This is a genomic window from Pseudacidovorax intermedius, assembly GCF_003350475.1.
GTDB lineage: Bacteria > Pseudomonadota > Gammaproteobacteria > Burkholderiales > Burkholderiaceae_C > Xenophilus > Xenophilus intermedius.
In genome coordinates this window covers 46,997-61,583 of sequence record NZ_QQAV01000007.1, presented here as the reverse complement: position 1 = coordinate 61,583, position 14,587 = coordinate 46,997, and the positions used below count along the sequence as shown (strand labels likewise).

Below are 14,587 nucleotides of genomic sequence, written 5' to 3'. Positions count from 1 at the left end.
GGCCGCGGCCTGCCGCCCATCTGACCCGCCGCGCGCTCGGCGCGCCGGCCTACACCAGGGTGCAGCGTCGCTGATAGCTTGAGCGCCAATCAGCACTTCAGGAGCGGCACGATGACATCCAGCCTCAAGACGGGCGACAAGGTGAAGTGGGACACCTCCCAGGGGCAGACCACCGGCAAGGTGGTGCGCAAGGTCACGCACACCGCCCATGTGGCCGGGCACGAAGCCAAGGCCTCGCCGGCCCACCCTCAGTACGAGGTCAAGAGCAGCAAGACCGGCAAGAAGGCGATCCACCATGCCGATGCGCTGAAGAAGGCCTGATCCGATGTCGCAGCCGAAGAGCGATGACGTGTCGGGAATCGTGCGTGCGTTCAAGCATGCCGTGAACATGGCGCCGGCCCAGCTGGAGAAGTGGCTGGAGACGGAAGCGTCGAAGACCGTCGGATTCAAGGGAGCCGCAGGGGGCGAATCCGTGGGCCACCGCTCCGGTCGCCGCATCGTGCGACTACTGCAAAAGAAGACGGACGACCTGACCGCGGGCGACCTGGCGCACATGCGCAAGGTGGTGGGCTATGTGAAGCGGCACCTGGCGCAGCGCCCCGACGGGTCGGTGCGCGACACGCCGTGGCGCCAGTCGTTGATGAACTGGGGACACGATCCCATGCGGCACTGAGTGCCCGCCTGCGGAGCGATGCCGCCCGCCTCCTGCGTCACAACGACCAGCTCGCTGCCATGCTGGGACGCTGGCGGAAGCCTTCGTACCAGCTGGCCGTTGGCGCATGGCGCTCGCGCCAGCCGAGATCCGGAAAGCGCAAATCGAGGTACCACAGCGCACAGCCGATGGTCAGCGCACCCAGGTCCACGCGGCCGGCGAGCAGGTCCGGATGGGCATCGAGGTGGGCCAGTGAGGTTTCGATCTTGTCGAGCTGTGCGGCTCGCCATTCCGGCCAGCGGATCGGTTCGGGCCGCGCCACGTCTTCATAGCGCGCGAGCAGTGCCGCGTCCAGCATGCCGTCACCCAACGACTGCAAGGTCAGCGTGGTCCAGCGTGAAGCGCCCGAGGCAGGGATCAGGCGACCGCCTGCCTGCACATCCAGGTACTCGCAGATCACGCGGCTGTCGTAGAGCACCTGACCGTCGTCGGTGAAGAAGGTCGGCACCTTGCCGAGCGGGTTGTGGCCGATGATGGCCTGGTCGCGCTGGACGGGATGCGCATTGGAGGGCAGCAGCTGGATCTTCCCATCCAGGCCGAGTTCGTGCGCGGTGACCAGGCATTTGCGCACATAGGGGGAGAAGGGCGAGAACAGGATCTTCATGGATGGGACTCCGCGCTTGGGGTGTGGGCCAGGTGCTGGCCGGCCAGCCAGCCGAAGGTCAGCGCCGGGCCGAGCGTGATGCCGGGCGCAGGATACTGCCCGCCCATCACCGAGTGCATGTCGTTGCCGACCACGTGCAGGCCGGACACTGGCGTGCCATCGGCCGACAGGGCCTGTGCGTTGGCGTCGCAGCGGATGCCGCAGGCTGTGCCGATGTCGCCGGCCACCACGGCCACGGCGTAGAACGGTGCCTGGCGCAACCGGCCCAGACACGGGTTGGGCTGGTGCTCCGCGTCACCCAGGTAGCGGTTGTAGGCGGTGCTGCCCTTGCCGAATCCCGGATCCACCCCATTCACACCGGCCTGGTCGAAGGCCTCGGCCGAGGCGCGCAACGCGGCGGGGTCGACCTTGATCTGCACGGCCAGTGCCTCCAGCGTGTCTGCCTTGGCCAGGTAGCCCGCGCGCACGAGGTGGTCACGCGGTCGCCCGCCCGGCAGCGCCAGGCCCAGGCCCCAGCGCTCCATGAAGTCGCTGTCGCAGACCAGGTAGGCCGGCAGGCTCGGCACCTCGGCATGCGAGCGGTACATGGCCAGCACGAACTCGTGGTACGAGGTCGATTCGTTGACGAAGCGCCGACCTGCACTGTTCACCGCCATGAGCCCCGGCTTGGCGCGGTCCCACACCAGGTGGGGATAGCGCACCTGCGTGCCATCCGACCGGTTGAGGATCGACACCGGCGCCCAGAAGGCCGGGCTGAAATGCCCCGTCCCCATGGCGGCGCCGGCCGCCTGGGCCAGCGTGATGCCATCCCCGGCATTGCCCGCCGGTGCCATGGACCAGGGCCCGGTGGGCGAGGGATACAGCCGCTCGCGCAGCGCCGCGTTCCAGGGGAAGCCGCCGGTCGCCACCACCACACCCCGGCACGCCCGCACCCAGGTGGGCCGTCCGTCGCGCTCGATGCAGGCGCCCGTCACGCGGCCGTCCTCCACCTGCAGCGAGACCAGCGGCGCACGCAGCCAGTAGGGAATGCCGCGGTCCAGCACCGAGCGGAAGAGGCGCCCGGCCAGTGCATTGCCCAGCACCAAGCGCGTGCCGCGGTGGTAGCCACGAAGCCGGTCACCGACGTAGCGCAGGACGAGCTTGACGCCCTCCTTCCAGGCCGCGAACGAGCGGGTGACGGCCAGCAGGTACTTCACGTCGGTCATCGTCACCATCATGCCGCCCAGCACCATGAACTCGGGCAGCGGATCGCGCAGCTCCTTGAAGTGGGCGCCGAGGGTGCGGCCGTCGAACATCAGCGGGTCGAGCGAGCGTCCGCCCATCGCCGCGCCAGGCCGGTCGGGGTAGTAGTCGGGCGAATGGGTGCGCGCCACCAGCCGCACCTGCGTGTGCTGCGCCAGCGCGTCCATCACCGGGCCGGCCGCGCGCAGGAAGGCCTGCTGCATCTCTTCCGGCGCGGCGTCGCCCACCGTGTGGCGCATGTACGTCCACACCTTGTCGAAGTCGTCCGGATGGCCCGCACCCGCGCTCTGGCTGTTGAGCGGCGCCCACACGGCCCCGCCCGACACCGCGGTGGAGCCACCAATGCGGTCGGTCTTCTCGACCAGCAGCACGCGGCAGCCGCCCACGCTGGCGCCCAGCGCCGCACTCATGCCCGCGGCGCCGCTGCCGATGACGAGCACATCGACCTCTTCGTCCCACGCGGGTGCAGTGACGCCGCTCATGCGCCGGACCCTCCGAGCGACTTGCCGCCGTCGACGAACAGCACCTGGCCGGTGATGAAGCCGGTCTGCGGCGAGACGAGGAAGGACACGGCCTGGGCGATGTCCTCGGGCCGGCCGGCCTTGCCGGTGGGCTGCAGCGCCAGCTGCGCGGCCAGCCGCTCGGGCGTGAGTGCCCGCAGGATGGGCGTGTCGATCAGCCCCGGTGCGATGGCATTGACCAGGATGCCGCGCGGCGCCAGCTCCATGGCGCTGGCCCGGGTGTAGCCCACGATGGCGGCCTTGGAGGCCACGTAGTGCGGATGGTTGCGCGCGCCCAGGTAGGCGCGCGAGGCGATGTTCACGATGCGGCCGCCCTCCGGCATGGTGCGTGCCACCTCCTGCGTGAGCGTGGCGGCCGCAATCAGGTTCACTTCGTAAGCACGGCGGAAGTCGTCACTGCTCACCTCGGCGAACTTGCGCTCGTCGAACACGCCCGCGTTGTTGACCAGCGCCGTGATCGGTCCCAGCGACTGCACCAGCGCACGCACGGCCGGCTCGTCGGTCAGGTCCAGCACCCGGCCCTCCACGGCCAGTCCCTCGGCGGCCAGACGGCCCGCCTCCTGCGCCACCAGCTCGGCCGCGCGGTCCACCATCACCACCCGGAATCCGTCACGGGCCAGCCGCTCCACGGTGGCCAGGCCCATTCCGCTGGCACCGCCGGTGACCAGGGCCAGGGGAAGTCGGTCGTCGCTCATCGATGCACTCCTGCTCATGCCGAAAGAAAGCCGCCGTCCACCGGCAGTACGGCACCATTGACATAGCTGGCCATGGAGGAGGCCAGGAAGACCACCGGGCCCACGATCTCCTCCGGCTCGCCGCCGCGCTTCATGGGCACGCGGTCCATGTACCAGTCGGTGCCGCCCGGCACCTCCAGCTGGGGCCGCACCATCTCGGTCAGCATCAGGCCGGGCGCCACGGCATTGGCGCGCACGCCGTGCGGCGCCAGGTCGCGCGCCAGCGCCTGGGTGAAGGAGCGCACCGCGCCCTTGGAGGCGATGTAGCCCGCGGAGGAGATGCCACTGACGAAGGCGACGATGGACGACAGGTTGACGATGCAGCCTCGCGTCTTCTTGAGCGCCGGCACGAAGGCATGCGTGACGTTGAACAGGCCCTGCAGGTTGACGTCGATGAGCCGGTCCCACACATCGGCGGCCTGCGGGTCGTCGATGCGCGCGCGGCCGGAGATGCCGGCGTTGTTGACCAGCACGTCGATGGGGCCGACGCGGGCCTCCAGCGCCTGCGCCAGCGCGGCCGTCGCGGCCCGGTCGGTCACGTCGAGGGCCTCGGCCCAGGCGGTGCCGCCGGCCGCGCGGATCTCCGCCGCCACGGCTTCGGCGCGCGGCAGGTCGAGATCGGCCACCACCACGCGGGCACCGTGGCGCGCAAAGCCCAGGGCCATGGCGCGGCCCAGGCCGCCCCCGCCGCCCGTGATGAGGGCGAGCTTGTCGTCGAGAAGGTCCATGTCGTTGTCGTTGTTGGATGAAGAGACGCCCGGGCCCTCAGACGCCCAGGTAGGCACGGCGCACGGCCGGGTCGGTCAGCAGGCGATCCGAGGGACCTTCCAGGCTCAGCTCGCCGTTCTCCAGGATGTAGGCGTGGCTGGCCACCCGCAGCGCCAGTCGCACGTCCTGCTCGACCAGCAGGATGGTCAGGCCCTGCTCGCGGTTGAGCCGCCGGATGGTCTCGAAGATCTGCTCCACCAGCAGGGGCGACAGGCCCATCGACGGCTCGTCCAGCAGGATCATGCGTGGCCGCGCCATGAGGGCCCGGCCGATGGCCAGCATCTGCTGCTCGCCGCCAGACAGCGTCGAGGCCTTCTGCTCGCTGCGCTCCTTGAGCCGCGGAAAGGTCTGGAACACGCGGTCGAGGTCCTGCGCGATCTCGGTGCGCGCCCGGCGCAGGTAGGCACCCAGCTCCAGGTTCTCGCGCACGCTCATGTCCTTGAACACCTCGCGGCCCTCGGGCACCTGCACCAGGCCGCGGCGCACGATTTCGTCCGAACGCAGCCGTCGGATGGGCTCGCCGTCGAAGAGGATCTCGCCCGCAGACGGCTCGATGAGGTGCGAGATGGCGTTGAGCGTGGTGCTCTTGCCGGCGCCGTTGCTGCCCAGCAGCGCCACGATGGCGCCCTGCCGCACGCGCAGCGACACGCCCTGCAAGGCCTGGATGGCGCCATAGGAGGCGCTGACGCTCTTGAGTTCGAGCATCCATTCACTCATTCGCCGCTCCCTTGCCGAGGTAGGCCTCGATCACGCGCTCGTTGCGGCCGATCTCGGCCGGCGTGCCTTCGGCGATCTTCTCGCCGAAGGACATGACGGTGATGCGGTCGGAGATCGACATCACCAGCTGCATCACATGCTCCACCAGCAGCACCGTGATTCCGTCACGGCGCGCCAGGTCGGACAGCAGGTGGTCCAGGCTCTCGATGTCGCGGTTGCGCAGGCCTGCGGCCGGCTCGTCCAGCAGCAGCAGGCGCGGCTTGAGCGCCAGCGCCCGGGCCAGCTCCAGCAGTTTCTGGTGGCCGAAGTCGAGTTCGCGCGCCACGGTGTCGCGGTCGTGGCTCAGGCCCACGCGCTCGATCAGGCTGTCGACCAGGTCGCGCGTCTCGCCCGTGGCGCGGCGCAGCAACGCGCGCGGACCGCGGGCACTGTGCGAATGGCAGCCCAGCAGCACGTTCTCGTACACGCTCAGCTCGCCGAACAGCTCCAGGTTCTGGAAGGTGCGGGCCACGCCCATGCCGGCCATCTGATGGGGCCGTGCCCGGCTCACGTCCACGCCATCGAGCACGATGGCACCCTCGGTGGGCTGGTAGTAGCGCGAGATGCAGTTGAAGGTGGTCGACTTGCCGGCGCCGTTGGGGCCGATCAGTGCATGCACCGTGCCCTGCGCCACCTGGAAGGACAGGTTGTTCACTGCCGTCAGGCCGCCGAAGCGCACGGTGATGCCGCGCACATCGAGGAAGGGCGTCGTCGTCGCCATCTGTGCGCCAGCGGCCCGCGTGGGGGCCTGGGCCTGCAGCCCGGCGTCCATGACCAGGGCGTTCATGCGGCACCGCCCTTGAGTGCGGCGGCGCCGGCGGCCGCCTGCCCGTGCGAACGTGCAATGCGCTTCTTCGCATCGGCGAAGAGCCCGCGCGGCCTGAACATCATGAAGCCCAGCAGGATGGCGCCGTACAGGATCTCCTGGATCGACAGTGCCTGGCGCAGCATCTCGGAGATGATGCCGAAGGCCAGCGCGCCCGCCACCGCGCCGCGCACCGAGCCGATGCCGCCGACCACCACCATCGTGAGGATGAGGATCGTGGTCTGGAAGCCCAGGCTTTCCGGATGGATGAAGGAGATGAACAGCGTGTAGGTGCCGCCCGCGATGCCGGCGAAGGCGGCCGACACCGCGAAGGCCGACTGCTTCATCGCCCGCGCATCGATGCCCATGGCCATCGCAGCAACGTCGCTTTCGCGCACCGCGCGCAGGGCCGAGCCGAACTGCGAGCGCGACAGCCACACCGTCACGCCCAGCATCAAGGCCGCGATGCCCACCACGAAGGGGTAGGCCTGCAGGTCGTTGGTGAGCGTGAGGCCCAGCATCTGCGCCGGCTGCATGCGCATGCCGTTGGAGCCGCCCGTCACCGACTCCCAGTTGAGGAATACCCACTGCATGGCCTCGCCGAAGGCGAAGGTGGCCAGCGCGAGGTAGATGTCGCGCATGCGCAGCGCCAGCAGACCGATCACGTAGCCCAGGGCCGCCGAGACCAGACCGCCCGCCAGGATCGACAGCACGAAGGGCGGATGCCAGTGCGTGTTGATGAGCCCGGCGACATAGATGCCGATGCCGTAGAAGGCCGTGTGCGAAAGGGCGAACTGTCCGGCCTCGCCGATCACCACGTGCATGCCCAGCGCCAGGATCACGAAGACCATCAGCAGGTTCACCACGTACAGCACGTAGCCGCTGGCGAAGAAGGGAATCGCACAGAGCACCGCGGCCAGCACGGCCAGGGCCCAGGCGTCCAGGGGGAAACGTCGGGTGGGGGTCGTCATACTTTCTTCACCTGCACCTTGCCGCCGAGCAGGCCCTGGGGCCGCACGATCAGCGTCACGAGGATCGCCAGGAAGGGCGCGACCACGATGGCGTTCGTCGAGATGAACAGGCCCACCATGTTCTCGACCACGCCGATCAGCAGGCCACCCAGCACGGCGCCCGGCAGGCTGGTGAAGCCGCCCACGATGGCCGCCGCATAAGCCAGGATGGCGATGTGCGCGATGTCGGGCGTGACCAGCACTTTCGGCGTGATCAGCAGCGCGGCAATGCCGGCGATCAGGCCCGCGAGCGCCCACACCATCATGCGGATGCTCGACAGCCGGATGCCCACGATCTGCGCCGCCTTGGGGTTCATGCCCACCGCGCGCATGGCCTTGCCGATGCGGGTGTGCGTGAACATGAAGTAGATCAGCAGCATCACCGCCACGGCCACGCCGAAGATGGCGATGTCCAGGTGCGTGAGCGCAGCGTCGCCGATCATCACCGTGTCGTTGGAGACCAGGGACGGCAGCGACCGGGGCGTGTCGCCCAGGCCGGTCTGCCGCACCAGGCCCTTGAGCAGGTAGGCCAGGCCCAGCGTCGCGATGACCAGTTGCACGCCGACGCCGCGCGAGCGGGTGACGCGTTCCATCACCACGCGCTGGAACAGCGCCCCGCCCACGGCCATGGCGACCAGCGTGATGGGGATCACCGCGGCATAGGGCAGCTTGACCAGCAGCAGCAGGCTGAGGGCGACGTAGCCCGCCATCATCAACATCTCGCCCTGGGCGAAGTTGGGCACGTCGGTGGTCTTGAAGATGGCGACGATGGCCAGCGCCAGCAGCGCGTACACGCTGCCGGTCACCAGGCCCGACAGCAGACCCTGCTGGAGGAACAGCCAGACTTCATCGAGGCTCATGCACGGACCCTGTTCGTCGGTGGCAAGGGGACCGCCCCGCGGGGCGGCCGGTGGTGGCGATGCGGGGCGCTCACTTGGGCTGGTAGGTCCAGGCGCTGGCATAGCTGCCGGGCACGACCGTCTTGTTCTCGCCGTCGAACTTCAGGTAGATGGCGGACTTCTGCGCCGCATGGTCCGACGGCGTGAAGACGATGGGGCCGGCCATCACCTTGGAGTCGAAGTTGGTCTTCGACATGGCGTCCAGGAACTTCTCGCGCGTGGGCTGCGGGCCGGCGGCCTTCAGCGCATTGACCACCGCCATCGCCGAGGGGATGCCGTAGGGCATGTAGGTCTGCGGATAGCCGGGCTTGGCGGCCAGCTCGGGGTAGTACTGCTTGTACATGTCGTACACCCACTTGAGCTTGTCGCCCCCGGCCACGTCCAGCATCACCTCCTGCAGGTAGACGTTCTTGAAGGCGTCCTTGCTGCCCACGTTCTCGACCAGCTGCTTGAGGTCGGCCGTGCCGTTGACGGCGATCACGATGGGCTTGTTCCAGCCCAGCTCCTGCGCCTTCTTGACCAGCAGGCTCACGGGACGGGCGTAGGTGGTGACCAGCAGCACGTCGGGGTTGGCGGCGCGGATCTTGAGCATCGGCGCCGTTACGTCGGTGATGTTGGGATTGATGGACTGCACCTGCAGCGTGGCGCCCACCTTCTTGGCCTGGAATTCGGCGGCCTCCAGGTTCCAGCCGCCGTAGGCGTCGTCATGGTTGAGGTAGCCGATCTTCTTGGCCTTGAGGTGCTCGGCCGCGAACTGCACCATGGAGCCGCCCACCGCACGCTGGGAGATCGAGAAGGCGCCGTAGATGTACTTGGACGGCGGATACAGCGCGCCGTCGCCCGAGGCGTTGAGCATCACCATCGGGATCTGCGAGCGCTCCACGTACTCGCGCGCGCCCACCACCGGGCCCGAGCACGAGCCGCCATTGAGCAGGAAGACCTTGTCCTGTTCGGTCAGCTTCTTGACCGCGGCCAGCAGGTCGTTGGCATTGCAGCGGTCGTCCTCGACCACCAGCTCGATCTGCCGGCCGTGGATGCCGCCTTCCTTGTTGACCTTGTCGTAGTACATCTTGGCGGCGTTGATCACGTCGAAGCCGTAGGCCATCGAGTTGCCCGAGAGCGGGCCGAACATGCCGATGCGGATGGTCTTGTCGGTCAGGCCGGGCTCGGCCTGCGCCTGGGCGCCGAAGGCCGCGGCCGTGAGCGCGGCGGCAAGCAGTCTCTTGAACAGGGGGGTCATGCGTGTCTCCTTGGGATGGATGGGGGCGGAACGCGGCGTCAGGCCTGCACGGCGGCAGGCGCTGCGGCGTCCTCTTTCTGGAATCCGGGCCGGGGGATCAGCCCCAGCCAGGTCTGGGTGAGGCCGCCGTCGACCAGGATCTCCTGGCCGTTGACATAGGCGGCCTGGTCGCTCGCCAGGAACAGCACCGCCTGGGCGATGTCTGCGGGCGTGCCGATGCGGCCGGCCGGCACGATGCGCTCGCGCAGCGTGCGCACGGCGTCCTGGGCATAGATGCCCTCGCTCATGGGGGTGCGGATCATGGCGGGGCTGACGAGGTTGCTGCGGATGCGGCTTTCGGCCAGCTCCACCGCCAGCAGGCGCGACAGCATGGCCACACCGGCCTTGCTGACGCTGTAGGCACCGCTGAAGGGCTGGGGCACGCTGCCGGATATGGAGCCCACATGCACCATCGCCCCGCCGCCCTGCTCGCGCATCTGGCGGCCGAACTGCTGGGCGCACAGCAGATAGCCGCCCAGGTTGACGGCCAGCAGCTGGTTCCACCGATCGATGGGCAGGTCCAGCAACGCGCCCGCGTACAGCGCACCGGCGTTGTTGACCAGCACCTGCGCGGGCCCGAGCTGGCGGTGCACGGCCTCGGCCGCGGCCTGCACGCTGGCTTCCCGGCTCACGTCGCAGGCCAGCGCGATGGCGCGGCCGGCGGGGGCGCCCAGCGTGTCCAGCGCGCGGGCCGCCTGGGCACCGTCGAGGTCGAGCAGGGCCACGCGCGCGCCGGCGCCCAGCAGCTGCCGCGCCACCTCGGTGCCGATGCCGCCAGCGGCGCCGGTCACCACGCAGACGCGGTCGGTCAGGCCAAGCCAATTCGGGCCAGCGGCCGGGGAATCGTTCAACGTTGTCTCCGTCGGTTCGTCACAGGCGGCGGATTATGTATACCTGATACGAATAAAACGTCCGGGTTAACCCGTTGAATCGGCGTTTTAGGCCTTACATGTATACTCAATGCCGACTAGGAACAGAGGGTATTCCGATGAAGACGCTGGCTCAGAACGTCACGGACACGCTCCGCGACTGGATCCTCCATGGCCAGTTCAAGCCCCTGACCCGGCTGGAGGAACTGCCGCTTGCACAGCAGCTGCAGGTGTCGCGCACGCCCGTGCGCGCGGCACTGGCCACGCTCGCCAGCGAAGGCCTCATCGACCACCAGCCCAAGCGCGGCTATGTGGTGCGCGGCTTCGACCTGGAGGCGATCGCGGCGGCCTACGAGGTGCGGTCGGTGCTGGAGGGGCTGGCCTGCCGCAATGCGGCCCAGCGCGGTCTGGACGCCGCACAGGTCGGGCGCCTGCGCGAGAACCTGGCCATCGGCGACGCGATCCTGGCCAAGGGCCGGTTGGAGCCGGCGGACCACGAGCCCTACCAGCGGATGAATGTCGAGATCCACGACACGCTGCTCGAGGCCTCGGGCAACGACTGGGTCTGCCGCTTCGCCGAGCAGGCGCAGAACATCCCTTTCGCGTCGGACCGCATCATCCTGTGGGACGACCATCCGATCATCCTGCGCTCGCACGGCGACCATCACCGCATCGTCGAGGCAGTGATCGGCGGCGACGCCGCGCGTGCCGAGCTGCTGATGCGCGAGCACGTCTACTACGCCGGCCTCATCCTCCGTCGCAACTACGAGGCGTTGCTCGACGCCGGCAAGGACGCGCCGGGGCTGCGCCCTTCGCGCCGTTCAGACGATGGCGCCCCGGCCGCCGGCTGAGACGGGCGAGGCGTCCACAGTCGCAGCGGCGTTCCCGAACTCGCGGCGGATCGCACTGCCCTGCGCATCCAGCGCGGGTGCAGGCGCGAACTCGGCGGACTCCCACGGCACCGACCAGGGCGATGCGGGCACCTGGGCCGTCATGCCGTTGACGGCCATGGGCCGCGTCTTCAGCTGGGGGTGGGCGATCAGGTCGTCCACCGAATTGATGCTGCCGTAGGCGGTCTGGGCCTGCCTCAGGCGCCGGCGCATCTCCTCGCTGGTCTGGGCGGCGAACACCTCGGCCACCGCGCCGTCCACATAGGCCCGGTTGGCCACGCGCACCGCGTTGCCGGCGCAGCGCGGGTCCTGCAGCAGCTCGGGCCGCTGCAGCACGGTGCGGCAGAAGTCGGCCCACTCGCGCTCGTTCTGGATCGACAGCACGATGTCGCGGCCATCGGCACAGCGGAAGGCACCATAGGGCGCAATGGTCGGATGCCTGAGGCCCACCCGCTGGGGCGCGCTGCCGCCGTAGCGGGTCTGCAGGTAGGGCACGCTCATCAGCTCGGCGGCCGAGCCGAACAGCGACACCTTCACCGCCGCGCCCTCCCCGGTGCGCTCGCGCTGCATCAGCGCCTGATGAATGCCGATCAGCGCATTCATGCCCGCCGCGATGTCGCACAGCGACACGCCGATGCGGCCCCATTCGCCCGGCGCACCGCTCACCGACACCAGGCCGCTCTCGGCCTGCACCAGCAGGTCGTAGGCCTTGAGCTCGCGCAGCGCGCCCTCGTCGCCGTAGCCGGTGATGTCGCAGGTGATGAGGCGCGGGTGGCGCTCGCGCAGCGTGGCCGAGCCGATGCCCAGGCGCTCCGTGGCGCCGGGCGCCAGGTTCTGGATGAACACGTCGGCGCGGGCGAGCAGGCGCTTCAGCAGGGCCAGGTCGTCGGCCTTCTTGACGTCGAGCGCGATGGATTCCTTGCCCCGGTTGATCCACACCCAGTACGACGATTCGCCGCCCACGGTGCGGTCGTAGCCGCGGGCGAAGTCGCCCTCGCTGCGTTCGATCTTGATGACCCGGGCGCCGGCATCGGCCAGGCGGCTGCTGCAGTAGGGCGCGGCCACGGCCTGTTCCAGGGCCACCACGAGGACGCCCTCCAGCGGGCCGGCGGGCCGGCGGTCGGCGGCGCGGGAGGAAGTCGGGTCCGGGGCTTGGTCATGGGTCGTCATGGGCTGGATTCTGGAAGCGCGCCGCCCTGCGCCGGAATTGCTTTCGTGCAAATCCAGCCTTGCGGGGCAGGCAAGGCAGCCCTTCCCCAAAGCGGGACGAGCCGGTATCTGGCCGGCTGCATGGGCACCGACAAGGTGTCGGCGTTCGAGCGGGTGCCGGCCCTGCAGAGCGAGAACGGGGTGAGCCCGCGCAGTTGACCGCTGAAGTGCCCCTGCGCCTGCGGGCACCCCTCAGCCGCCCCGCTCCTGGGGCGTCGCCGCGCAGGCCTCCAGGTGCGCCAGCAGCGTGTCCAGCGGCGTCTGCGCGGCCGGCTGGGCGCGCGTGCACAGCTGCATGCGGCGCACCGCCCAGTCGTCGGCGAGCGGCAGCACCTTGAGCTGCAGCGCATGCGCGAAGCTGCCCGCCGCCGCCAGGGGCAGGATGCCGACGCCCAGGCCGGCCTGCACTGCGCGGCACACGGCCTCGAAGCTGCGCACCTGCACCCGCAGCGCCATCGGCCGGCTCTGCGCCGAGGCCTGGGCGGTGATGAGGCGCGTGAGCGTGCTGCTGCCCTCCAGGCCCACAAGGTCGCGGTCCAGCAGGTCGGCGAAGGCCACCGTCTCGCCCACCGGCGCATCGGCTTCGCGGGTGACGGCGGCCAGCCGGTCGCTGCGGTAGGGCCGCACCCACAGGCCCGACACGTCGCAGCCTTCCACCACCACGCCCACGTCGGCCTCGCCGGCGCGCACGCGGCGGGCGGCCTCGTCGCTCCAGCATTCCTCCAGCACGATGCGCGCCCCGGCATGGTCGCCCTGGAAGCGCGCCACGTCGCCGGGCAGGAACTGCGACATGGCCGAGGTGTTGCCGTGCACCCGCAGCACCGCGAAGTTGCCGGCCGCGTAGTTGACCATCTCGGCGCGCATGTGCTGGACGTCGGCGATCACGTTGCGCGCCAGGCGCAGCAGGTGCTCGCCGGCCGGCGTGAGCTCCAGGCCGCGCGAATGGCGCGCGAAGAGCGTGGCATTGAACTGGTGCTCCAGCTGCGTGAGCCGGCGACTGGCCGCCGGCACGGTGATGTGGCTGGCCTCGGCCGCGCGGGTGAGGTTGCGCAGCTCGGCCGCGCGCACGAAGAGGGCCAGGGAATCGATGTCCGGGAGCATGGCGGCCGATTCTGCCGCCCTACCGGCTTGTCTTGCCGTTCGTGCAAGGCGGCGTTGATCGCTTTCCAATTCACGGCTGCGGCCGTGCTGCCTACATTGCACGACGTTCCATGCACCAGAGGAGGCCCGACATGCGACAGAGATTCATTGGCTGCCCGCGAACGGGCGCGACGCACGCTCCCCTGCCATCCGTGCCGTCGCCAGTGGACGGCGGGCGCACCGTCTGATGGCCGCCCCGCACCGTCCGCCGCGCAGCTACCTCTTCGTGCCGGGCGACCGGCCCGAGCGCTTCGCCAAGGCCTGGGACAGCGACGCCGACGCCGTCATCCTCGACCTGGAGGACGCCGTCGCGCCGCACGACAAGGACGCCGCCCGGGCGGCGGTGGCCGGCTGGCTGTCGGCCGAGCGACCGGTGTGGGTGCGCATCAATGCCTGCGACACGGCGGCCTTCGCGGGCGACCTGCAGCTCATCGGCCGGCCGGGTCTGGCGGGGCTGATGGTGCCCAAGGCCGAGGTGCTTCCGCCCGCCCTGCTCGCCGCGGCCACGGCGGCCGACTGCCCGCTGCTCGCCCTGGTGGAGACGGCCCGTGGCATCGCCCTGGCCCAGGAGATCGCCCGCGCGCCGGGCGTGGCACGGCTGGCCTTCGGCAGCATCGACTTCCAGGCCGACCTCGGCATCGAGAGCGAGGAAGGCCTGCTGCCGTTTCGCAGCATGCTGGTGCTGGCTTCGCGGCTGGCAGGCCTGCCGCCGCCCGTGGACGGCGTCTGCACGGCGCTGGACGACGCCACCGTGCTGGACGCCGACAGTCGCCGCTCGCGCGCCCTGGGCTTCGGGGGCCGGCTGTGCATCCATCCGAAGCAGGTGGGCACCGTGCATGCCGCCTGGGCGCCCACACCGGCCGAACAGGCGTGGGCCCGGCGCGTGGTCGAGGCCATGGCCGCCAGCGGCGGCAGCGCCGTGCGCGTGGACGGCAGGATGGTCGACCAGCCCGTGCTGATCCGGGCCCGCCAGTGGCTGGACGCGGCGGACACGGGGCGGCGCGCGCGCGGCGGCTGACGGGCGCGGGCGCGTGCAGGCGGCCTGGCCGCCTGAGCGTTTTCCCTGCACAACAAAGGCCAATCACGCTCCATACACGCATCCCTACCTCAACATCCGCAGGAAATCGTTGATTCTGGTCGAAATCGATC

At 69.9% G+C, this 14,587-nt stretch carries 16 protein-coding genes; 4 read left to right on the top strand and 12 right to left on the bottom strand.

The genetic code is table 11. From position 1 onward, the window contains the following. Nucleotides 1-111: 111 nt before the first annotated feature. Nucleotides 112-321, top strand: coding sequence for a hypervirulence associated TUDOR domain-containing protein (locus tag DFR41_RS17375; RefSeq protein WP_114803656.1), 210 nt, complete (start codon nucleotides 112-114; stop codon nucleotides 319-321). Nucleotides 322-325: 4 nt separating this feature from the next. Next, on the top strand, nucleotides 326-673 hold the full coding sequence (locus DFR41_RS17370) for a DUF3140 domain-containing protein (RefSeq protein ID WP_017759250.1): 348 nt from the start codon (nucleotides 326-328) through the stop codon (nucleotides 671-673). A 37-nt stretch (nucleotides 674-710) separates the two neighbouring features. Here DFR41_RS17370 and DFR41_RS17365 read toward each other — a convergent pair whose 3' ends face one another. From DFR41_RS17365 to DFR41_RS17320, 10 genes are all read right to left on the bottom strand, one after another. After that, the gene (locus tag DFR41_RS17365) at nucleotides 711-1,316 is read right to left on the bottom strand and encodes a glutathione S-transferase (RefSeq protein ID WP_017759251.1); all 606 of its coding nucleotides are present in this window, start codon (nucleotides 1,314-1,316) and stop codon (nucleotides 711-713) included. After that, nucleotides 1,313-3,040 carry an FAD-dependent oxidoreductase gene (locus tag DFR41_RS17360; protein ID WP_114803655.1) on the bottom strand — a complete coding sequence of 576 codons (1,728 nt, stop codon included), beginning with the start codon at nucleotides 3,038-3,040 and terminating at the stop codon, nucleotides 1,313-1,315. The genes DFR41_RS17365 and DFR41_RS17360 overlap by 4 nt, the downstream gene beginning before the upstream one ends. Further along, complete coding sequence (locus DFR41_RS17355; protein WP_114803654.1) at nucleotides 3,037-3,774, bottom strand: SDR family NAD(P)-dependent oxidoreductase; 738 nt, start codon at nucleotides 3,772-3,774, stop codon at nucleotides 3,037-3,039. Before DFR41_RS17355 ends, DFR41_RS17360 begins: the two co-directional genes overlap by 4 nt. A 14-nt stretch (nucleotides 3,775-3,788) precedes the next feature. Further along, entirely contained in the window at nucleotides 3,789-4,541 is a 753-nt protein-coding gene (locus DFR41_RS17350) for an SDR family NAD(P)-dependent oxidoreductase (RefSeq protein ID WP_114803653.1), read from the bottom strand. Nucleotides 4,542-4,578: 37 nt separating this feature from the next. Beyond that, nucleotides 4,579-5,298, bottom strand: coding sequence for an ABC transporter ATP-binding protein (locus tag DFR41_RS17345; protein WP_114803652.1), 720 nt, complete (start codon nucleotides 5,296-5,298; stop codon nucleotides 4,579-4,581). Continuing rightward, nucleotides 5,291-6,058 (bottom strand): ABC transporter ATP-binding protein, encoded by a 768-nt coding sequence (locus DFR41_RS17340; RefSeq protein WP_043117402.1) that lies wholly within the window; start codon nucleotides 6,056-6,058, stop codon nucleotides 5,291-5,293. The genes DFR41_RS17345 and DFR41_RS17340 overlap by 8 nt, the downstream gene beginning before the upstream one ends. Before the next feature lie 62 nt (nucleotides 6,059-6,120). Further along, nucleotides 6,121-7,113, bottom strand: a complete 993-nt coding sequence (locus DFR41_RS17335; protein ID WP_017761407.1) for a branched-chain amino acid ABC transporter permease — start codon at nucleotides 7,111-7,113, stop codon at nucleotides 6,121-6,123. Then, a complete protein-coding gene (locus DFR41_RS17330; protein ID WP_017761406.1) occupies nucleotides 7,110-8,012 on the bottom strand; it encodes a branched-chain amino acid ABC transporter permease in 903 nt (300 codons plus the stop codon). Before DFR41_RS17330 ends, DFR41_RS17335 begins: the two co-directional genes overlap by 4 nt. 70 nt (nucleotides 8,013-8,082) lie before the next feature. Continuing rightward, nucleotides 8,083-9,291, bottom strand: a complete 1,209-nt coding sequence (locus DFR41_RS17325) for an ABC transporter substrate-binding protein (RefSeq protein WP_114803651.1) — start codon at nucleotides 9,289-9,291, stop codon at nucleotides 8,083-8,085. A gap of 38 nt (nucleotides 9,292-9,329) precedes the next feature. Beyond that, the gene (locus DFR41_RS17320; protein ID WP_114803650.1) at nucleotides 9,330-10,181 is read right to left on the bottom strand and encodes an SDR family NAD(P)-dependent oxidoreductase; all 852 of its coding nucleotides are present in this window, start codon (nucleotides 10,179-10,181) and stop codon (nucleotides 9,330-9,332) included. A gap of 137 nt (nucleotides 10,182-10,318) precedes the next feature. Here DFR41_RS17320 and DFR41_RS17315 point away from each other — a divergent pair, with 137 nt between their 5' ends. Then, nucleotides 10,319-11,050, top strand: a complete 732-nt coding sequence (locus tag DFR41_RS17315; RefSeq protein ID WP_114803649.1) for a GntR family transcriptional regulator — start codon at nucleotides 10,319-10,321, stop codon at nucleotides 11,048-11,050. Here the strand turns inward: DFR41_RS17315 and DFR41_RS17310 are convergent. Both DFR41_RS17310 and DFR41_RS17305 read right to left on the bottom strand, forming a co-directional pair. Continuing rightward, nucleotides 11,021-12,259: a CaiB/BaiF CoA transferase family protein gene (locus tag DFR41_RS17310; protein WP_114803648.1), complete on the bottom strand. Its 1,239-nt coding sequence runs from the start codon at nucleotides 12,257-12,259 to the stop codon at nucleotides 11,021-11,023. The genes DFR41_RS17315 and DFR41_RS17310 overlap by 30 nt on opposite strands. Before the next feature lie 231 nt (nucleotides 12,260-12,490). Then, the gene (locus DFR41_RS17305) at nucleotides 12,491-13,399 is read right to left on the bottom strand and encodes a LysR family transcriptional regulator (protein ID WP_114803647.1); all 909 of its coding nucleotides are present in this window, start codon (nucleotides 13,397-13,399) and stop codon (nucleotides 12,491-12,493) included. 226 nt (nucleotides 13,400-13,625) lie between these two features. Here DFR41_RS17305 and DFR41_RS17300 point away from each other — a divergent pair, with 226 nt between their 5' ends. Further along, the gene (locus DFR41_RS17300; RefSeq protein WP_114803646.1) at nucleotides 13,626-14,456 is read left to right on the top strand and encodes an HpcH/HpaI aldolase/citrate lyase family protein; all 831 of its coding nucleotides are present in this window, start codon (nucleotides 13,626-13,628) and stop codon (nucleotides 14,454-14,456) included. The last annotated feature ends 131 nt before the right edge of the window (nucleotides 14,457-14,587 follow it).

Excerpts from the sequence above, each read along its gene's own strand:
- DFR41_RS17345 (WP_114803652.1), bottom strand. The coding sequence starts at position 5,298 with ATGAGTGAATGGATGCTCGAACTCAAGAGCGTCAGCGCCTCCTATGGC.
- DFR41_RS17305 (WP_114803647.1), bottom strand. The coding sequence starts at position 13,399 with ATGCTCCCGGACATCGATTCCCTGGCCCTCTTCGTGCGCGCGGCCGAG.
- DFR41_RS17365 (WP_017759251.1), bottom strand. The coding sequence starts at position 1,316 with ATGAAGATCCTGTTCTCGCCCTTCTCCCCCTATGTGCGCAAATGCCTG.
- DFR41_RS17355 (WP_114803654.1), bottom strand. The coding sequence starts at position 3,774 with ATGAGCGACGACCGACTTCCCCTGGCCCTGGTCACCGGCGGTGCCAGC.
- DFR41_RS17330 (WP_017761406.1), bottom strand. The coding sequence starts at position 8,012 with ATGAGCCTCGATGAAGTCTGGCTGTTCCTCCAGCAGGGTCTGCTGTCG.
- DFR41_RS17310 (WP_114803648.1), bottom strand. The coding sequence starts at position 12,259 with ATGACGACCCATGACCAAGCCCCGGACCCGACTTCCTCCCGCGCCGCC.
- DFR41_RS17340 (WP_043117402.1), bottom strand. The coding sequence starts at position 6,058 with ATGGCGACGACGACGCCCTTCCTCGATGTGCGCGGCATCACCGTGCGC.
- DFR41_RS17370 (WP_017759250.1), top strand. The coding sequence starts at position 326 with ATGTCGCAGCCGAAGAGCGATGACGTGTCGGGAATCGTGCGTGCGTTC.
- DFR41_RS17335 (WP_017761407.1), bottom strand. The coding sequence starts at position 7,113 with ATGACGACCCCCACCCGACGTTTCCCCCTGGACGCCTGGGCCCTGGCC.
- DFR41_RS17360 (WP_114803655.1), bottom strand. The coding sequence starts at position 3,040 with ATGAGCGGCGTCACTGCACCCGCGTGGGACGAAGAGGTCGATGTGCTC.
- DFR41_RS17350 (WP_114803653.1), bottom strand. The coding sequence starts at position 4,541 with ATGGACCTTCTCGACGACAAGCTCGCCCTCATCACGGGCGGCGGGGGC.
- DFR41_RS17375 (WP_114803656.1), top strand. The coding sequence starts at position 112 with ATGACATCCAGCCTCAAGACGGGCGACAAGGTGAAGTGGGACACCTCC.
- DFR41_RS17300 (WP_114803646.1), top strand. The coding sequence starts at position 13,626 with ATGGCCGCCCCGCACCGTCCGCCGCGCAGCTACCTCTTCGTGCCGGGC.
- DFR41_RS17315 (WP_114803649.1), top strand. The coding sequence starts at position 10,319 with ATGAAGACGCTGGCTCAGAACGTCACGGACACGCTCCGCGACTGGATC.
- DFR41_RS17325 (WP_114803651.1), bottom strand. The coding sequence starts at position 9,291 with ATGACCCCCCTGTTCAAGAGACTGCTTGCCGCCGCGCTCACGGCCGCG.